This is a genomic window from Micromonospora sp. WMMD736, from assembly GCF_049179015.1.
Taxonomy (GTDB): Bacteria; Actinomycetota; Actinomycetes; order Mycobacteriales; family Micromonosporaceae; genus Micromonospora.
Genome location: NZ_JBMHMI010000015.1, coordinates 1 through 6,462, shown reverse-complemented (window position 1 = coordinate 6,462; position 6,462 = coordinate 1). Strand labels below are relative to the sequence as shown.

The window sequence follows — 6,462 nt, the reverse complement described above, 5'->3', positions numbered from 1 at the left end:
ACGTCGCTTCGAGCAGCGCACCGGCGGGGCGGACTCCCTGGCCGCCTTTGTCCGGCGGCAGGCCGAGCTGGCGCTTGGCCGCGCCGAACGCGCCGCCGTCACCGGGCGTTACAAGCTACCTCGCCTGGTGCCGCAGGAGGTGCGGGCCAGCCGAAGCTTCGCCGCCGGGGCCAAGCAACTGGCCGAGCGGACCGGGCGTCGCCCCCAGCAGATCGCCGAGCTCAGCTCGGCGTACCTGCAGGAAATGGCCGCCGCGCACAGCCGGTTGGCCATCGACTCCTTCGAGCGATTCGGGCGGATGCTGATGCGGGCGTACACGCTCGAGGTCGACGAGGATCGGCTCGCCGGGTTGCGCGAACTCAACCGCCGCCACAGCCTGGTTTTTCTGCCCAACCACAGGTCGTACCTCGACCCCTTCGTTGTACGGTCCACGCTGCTGTCACACGGGTTCCCCGCCAATCACTGTTTTGCCGGTAACAACATGGCTTGGTGGCCGATGGGGGATTGGGTCCGCCGCACCGGCAACATCGTGCTGCGCCGCAGCATCGGCGACGATCCGGTGTACAAGTTCGTCCTGCGCGAGTATCTCGGGTACCTGATGCTCAAACGGCTCAACCTGGAGTGGTACATCGAGGGGGGTCGCACCCGTACCGGCAAGTTGCGGCCGCCGAAGTTCGGGTTGCTGACCTACCTGGTCGACGCCTTCGACCAGCTTGACGAGAGCGCCGACGCATACCTCGTTCCGATGTCGATCCTGTACGACGGGTTGCCCGAGGTGTCGTCATTGACCGCCGAGCAGCGCGGCGGGGCCAAGAAACCCGAGAGCATCACGTGGCTGCTCAACTACCCGCGCTCCACCGGACGCGGGTTCGGGCGGGTGCACGTCGGTATCGGTGAACCGCTTTCGCTACGGCAGGCGCTGGGCCCAGGGGAGGAAGGGAACGGTGAGGCGCGGCGACATCGTGTCGAGAAGGTGGCGTTCGAAGTCTGCCATCGGATCAACCAGGCCACACCCGTGACGGCGACCGCGCTGGTGACACTGGCGCTGCTGGGTGTCGACGACCGGGCGTTGACGTTGAGTGAAATCGAGGCCATCGTCGCACCATTCCTCTGTTACTTCGACCGCCGCGAGTTGCCGGTGACAGGTGGCCTCCGGACCGCGGGCGAGCTGCGCCATGTGCTCGACTGGCTGACCGAGGAGGGAGTGGTCGTCCGCTTCGACGGGGGATTGGTGCCGGTGTGGGGAATCTCCCCGGACCGCCACCTCGACGCTGCCTTCTACCGCAACAGCATTGTGCACATGCTCGTAAATCGCGCCATCGTGGAATTGGTGCTGGCCGCGGTGGCCGACGGCCGCATCACGCGGGAAAGTGAGGCCTGGGACGAGGCTCTGCGGCTGCGCGATCTGCTGAAGTTCGAGTTCTTCTTCCCGGACAAGGCCGAGTTTCGGCACAACCTGGAGATCGAGCTGACGCTGATCGAAGCCGACTGGGCATCGAAACTCAGCGAGCCGGGCTCCGCCAAACACATTCTCGCCAGCGCTCGTCCGCATCTGGCGCACCGGGCACTGCACTCGTTCATCGAGGCCTACTTCGTTACCGCCGACCGGCTCGCTGTCCATCCACCTGCGAAACCCATCGACGAAAACACCTTTGTGACAGAGTGTTTGGGGTTCGCCCGGCAGCGGCGTATGCAGCGGCGCCTGCGCAGCTCCGATTCGATCTCCACCGAGGTGTTCCGCACTGCTCTCAAGGTGGCGGCTCACCGGGGCCTCCTGGGGCCGGGTGGCGAGGAACTCGCCAGACGGCGGCGCGAGTTCGCCGCCGAGCTCGCAGAGCTACTGGGCCGGCTGGAGAGCATGCGCGACTTGGCCGCCTCGGACGGCTTGGACAGCGCAGGGCCGGAGGAGTTTCGATGACTGGGCAATCGGACGGGATGGATCTGCGGGCCGTTCTGGGTACGGTCGGGGCGGTCGGCGCGCTCAACGTCGGCCTGGGCCTCGGCTTGGGGGTCGGGCTGCTGCGCGGCGACCGTCGTCTCGGCAATGACCTGGCCCTGACTCTTGGCTTCCCGGCATTCCTGGCGGTGGCCGGTGTGCGGGTCCGGGTGGTCGGCGAACACAATCTCTGGGCACAACGGCCGGCGGTGTTCGTCATGAATCACCAGAGCGGGTTGGACGCGATGATTGTCGGCGCGCTGCTCCGCCAAGGATTCAGTGGGCTGGGCAAGAAGGAGGCGCAGTACTCGCCTCCCACGTTCCTGATGGGGCAAGCCACCGAGGCTGTCTTCGTCGATAGAGCTGATCCCGTCAAGGGCCGCACCGCGCAGGCCCAGCTCCTCGAACGGCTGCGGGCGGGCTTGTCGGTGTTCGTCGCGCCCGAAGGGACTCGCAGCGACACCGGCGAGCTCGGCGAGTTTCGAACCGGCGCCTTCCACGTCGCGCGTACGGCGGGCGTGCCGGTCGTGCCGGTCGTGCTGCGCAATGCCTACGAGTTGATGCCGGGTAAGGCCAAGATCATCCGGCCGGGAGTGGTGGATGTGGCTGTGCTCGAGCCGATTTCAACCGAAGGCTGGAGCAGCGAGACGGCGCGCGACGACGTGGCCCGGGTACGCCGACGCTTTGTCGAGGCCCTCGAGAACTGGCCCCAGGAGACGGCATGAGCCATCCCACCAACGAGGAGGGTTGGGCAGCGCTCGCCCAGTGGGGCACCGATGCGCGCATGAACGACCTCGAGGCACTCATGTGGCGGGGCGAACGACATCCCGAGTTCTCGTCGACCGGGGTGGTCCTGGAGCTGATGGACTCGCCACCGGACTGGGAGCGGTTCCGAAACGCGCATGTGTGGGGTGCCTCGATGGTGCGGCGCCTGCGTCAGCGGGTGGTCGAGCCCGCGCTGCCGCTAGGTCCGCCCGCCTGGGCGGACGACCCCGACTTCGACCTCGACTATCACCTGCGCCGGCTGCGCCTGCCCGAGCCCGCCGGCACGCGCGAGCTTCTCGACCTGGCCCAGGTGATCGGCGAGACACCGTTGGACCGCACGCGGCCGTTATGGACCGGAACTTTGGTAGAGAACTTGGCGGGTGGACGTTCGGCCTATCTGCTGCAGGCGCACCACTGTCTGATGGACGGCGCGGCGGCAATCCAGCTCTTCGCCGGTCTGCACAGCAACCGTCCGGAACCCTCTTCCGACAAGCCGGTCGCCGAGCTCGCCGTCCCCGAGCGTGTCGATCCGCTGGCGCTGACCGCGGCGGACCTGATCTCCGGGGTGCGTTCGCTACCCGGCCACGGCCGACATGTGCTCGGCGCGATAGGGAGCGCGCTTGCCTCACCGGGTCGCACGGTGCAGTACCTGGATTCGGCGCGCCGGGTCCTCTCGCCACCGGTAGGAACCTCGCCCTCTCCGCTGCAGGTCCGCCAAACCGGTCGTACCTGGCGGTTCGGCATCCTCGAGTGCGGGCTGGACGAACTCAAGGCCGCCGCCCACACGGTGGGCGGCACGGTAAACGACGCCTACGTCGCCGCGCTGCTCGGCGGGATCGGGCGCTACCACGATGTCAAGGGCATCGACCTGGGCGATATCCCGACGGCGATGCCGCTCTCGGTCCGCAAGCCCGACGACCCGCCCGGCGGCAACCGGTTTGCCGGCGCGATGTTCGCCGGACCCGCGGGTATCCGTGAGCCCGTGGCACGCATGCAGGCCGTCATGGCCAGGGTTCGGAAAGTACGAGGGGAGCCGGCACTCGATGTCATGGGCGGGCTGTCCGGGGTGCTCAGCCGGATCCCGTCTCCCCTGCTCAGCGCTGTTCGCCAGGCCGCCATGCCGCGACCGGTGCTCAGTGCCAGCAACTTCCCCGGTTTGACCGAGCATGTGTACGCGGCCGGCGCACGAGTCGAGGGAATGTATGTCCTCGCGCCGTTGCCGTCAGTGTCCATGCTGGCGGCCCTATGCTCCTACGCCGGCCGGTGTTGCGTCGGAATGAACTGCGACGGAGCAGTTTTCGAGGACCCCGAGCTGCTGTGGAGCTGCATCACCGAGGGACTCGACGAGGTGCTGGACTTGGGCCGGAACGGTGGACATGGCCGCCGCTGACGGGGTCTTACCCGGGTCTGGCGGAATCTCGCTCTATTGGCGGGCATGGCTGCCCGGGGGTGTGCCGCGTGCCGTGGTGGTTCTCGCACACGGCGGGTTGGAGCACGGCGGCCGTTATGCACACGTGGCGGCTCGGCTCAACGAGGCCGGGCTGGCGGGGTACGCGCTCGACTTTCGCGGCCATGGTCGTTCGGGAGGGCGTCCCGGACAGATCGAGCGGATGTCCCTGTTGGTCGACGACCTCGGCCGGCTGGTTCGGCTGGCCGGCGAGCGGCACGCCGGCACACCGATGTTCCTGGTCGCGCACAGTCTCGGCGCGATGGTCGCGCTCGAGTACGTGACCTCGGGAGAACACGACCTAGCCGGTATGGTGCTGTCTGGTACCGGAATCGATGTCTCCGGTATCCCCAAACTGCAGGCGGTGCTGGCCAAGTCGCTGTCGGCGCTGGCCCCGAATCTGGGATTGATGAAGGTCGACAGCGGCGGTGTGAGCCGCGACCCGGCTGTGGTCCGCGACTATGACAACGACCCGATGGTCTTTCGGGGGCGGGTCCCCGTGCGCACCCCGGCGGAACTGCTCGCCAGCTCCGAGCGGGTGACGCCCCGGCTGGGTGCGATACAGCTGCCTCTCCTGGTTCTGCACGGCGACGCGGACGTGCTGGCCACCCCGGCCGGCGCCCGGCTGGTCTATGCGGCGGCGGGCTCGGACGACAAGACGCTGACGATCTACCCCGGGCTCTACCACGAGATCTTCAACGAGCCCGAGAAGAACGCGGTCCTCGACGAGGTCGTCGCATGGATCAAGGCGCGTACATGACCGAACGCGCTGACAGCTGGCGGAACTCGGCATGGCGGCCGTACCTCAACGAGGTGGTGCTGGCCGGGCGCAAGGTGCACTACCTCGACATCGGTGCCGGCCCGGCCGTCGTTCTGGTGCATGGCCTGGCCGCGGCCTGGTCGGTGTGGTTCCGCAATGTCCGCGCGCTGGCCGATGACCATCGGGTGATTGCCGTGGACCTACCCGGGTTCGGCGAATCGGCCGGGCTCGGCGGGCGGGTGGCCATCCGCCACTACGTCGCGGTGCTCGGCCGACTGCTCGACCGGCTCGAAGTCGAGGATGTCCGGATCGTCGGTCACTCCTTGGGCGGCGTCATCGCGCGAAACTTCGCCACGTGGCAGAAGGACCGCACTTCGGCCCTGGTGTTGGTGGCCAGTGGTGGGCCGCCCCGATTGGCGCACGAGTTGGTGCTGATAGGCCTTGCCGTCGGTGGCACGGCGATGAACCGGGGTGCGGGTCCGGTTTTGGTCCCGGCCCTGCGCACGGGAATGAGTGTGGCCCCGCTGCGCCGATTCCTGCTCAGCCGGATCGTGCACGATCCAGCAGTCGTCTCGCGCGAGTTGGCTGCCGAAATGGTCTCCGTGGGCGTTCGGTCTCCGGGGACGGCCGCAGCCCTGCGCGCGGCATTTCGGGAAATCCGGCGCCACGACGCCGGGTCGATCACATGTCCGACGCTGATCGTCGGCGGTGGCCGCGACCGACTCGTCCCGGTGGCGTCGCTGGAAGACGTTGCTGATGCGATACCCGGGGCGCGGTGGGAAATCATGCCGGACGCCGGGCACCATCCGATGTTCGAGCAACCGGAGGTGTTCAACGCCCTGTTGATTGAGTTCCTGGCGGAAGTCAGGTCCCTTGATGAGAAGTATCAGGAGGAGAAGTGATGCCGTCGCGCGGAGCCGACCACCTGGCGGAGCAGGACCGGGTTTGGCAATCAATCGACTGGGCAGCCCATGTCCAGCAGGCGACGGTCCGCGGACGGCGCATCCGCTACGCGGACCTGGGACGGGGCCCCGCGGTCATCCTGATCCACGGGCAAGGGGGATCCTGGCGGTGGTGGCTGCGCACCCTTCCCCTGCTGGCAGAACACGGTCGAATCATCGCTGTGGACCTACCTGGTTTCGGCGAATCCGAACGGATCGGTGCCGGCGACGTATTCGGCGAGCATGTCGCGACGGTCATTGGGCTACTCGATCACCTCGGCCTGTCCGAGGCTGTCGTGGTGGGTCATTCGATGGGCGGTCTGGTGTCACTACGGGTCGCGTGTGATCATCCCGACCGGGTCTCGGGATTGCTGCTCACGAACGCCGGCGGGGCGACCCTGAGTGCACCTCGACTCCGATTCATCGTTACCGGCCTTCGGATCTTCAACACCGCATTCGCGGTGCCATGGGTGGCCAGAACGGTTGCGCGCAGACGATGGTTGCGATCCGCACTGTTCTTCGCGGCGGTGCACGACCGGCGAACGCTGACGACGGCGCTTGCGATGCAGATCATCCCGGGCATGGCCTCGCCGGGGTATGTGGAAACGTTGGA

At 67.5% G+C, this 6,462-nt stretch carries 6 protein-coding genes; all 6 read left to right on the top strand.

All coding sequences use genetic code 11. The features are described 5' to 3' along the window. A partial coding sequence (locus ACN269_RS32650; protein WP_421476874.1) for a glycerol-3-phosphate 1-O-acyltransferase occupies positions 1-1,918 on the top strand: 1,918 nt, incomplete at its 5' end. Beyond that, on the top strand, positions 1,915-2,661 hold the full coding sequence (locus ACN269_RS32645) for a lysophospholipid acyltransferase family protein (protein ID WP_421476872.1): 747 nt from the start codon (positions 1,915-1,917) through the stop codon (positions 2,659-2,661). The genes ACN269_RS32650 and ACN269_RS32645, both read left to right, overlap by 4 nt. Continuing rightward, positions 2,658-4,091, top strand: coding sequence for a wax ester/triacylglycerol synthase domain-containing protein (locus ACN269_RS32640; protein ID WP_421476871.1), 1,434 nt, complete (start codon positions 2,658-2,660; stop codon positions 4,089-4,091). The genes ACN269_RS32645 and ACN269_RS32640 overlap by 4 nt, the downstream gene beginning before the upstream one ends. Beyond that, positions 4,078-4,908 carry an alpha/beta hydrolase gene (locus ACN269_RS32635; RefSeq protein WP_421476870.1) on the top strand — a complete coding sequence of 277 codons (831 nt, stop codon included), beginning with the start codon at positions 4,078-4,080 and terminating at the stop codon, positions 4,906-4,908. Before ACN269_RS32640 ends, ACN269_RS32635 begins: the two co-directional genes overlap by 14 nt. Then, entirely contained in the window at positions 4,887-5,810 is a 924-nt protein-coding gene (locus tag ACN269_RS32630) for an alpha/beta fold hydrolase (protein WP_421476868.1), read from the top strand. Before ACN269_RS32635 ends, ACN269_RS32630 begins: the two co-directional genes overlap by 22 nt. After that, on the top strand, positions 5,810-6,462 hold a 653-nt coding region (locus tag ACN269_RS32625), incomplete at its 3' end, for an alpha/beta fold hydrolase (RefSeq protein WP_421476866.1). The genes ACN269_RS32630 and ACN269_RS32625, both read left to right, overlap by 1 nt.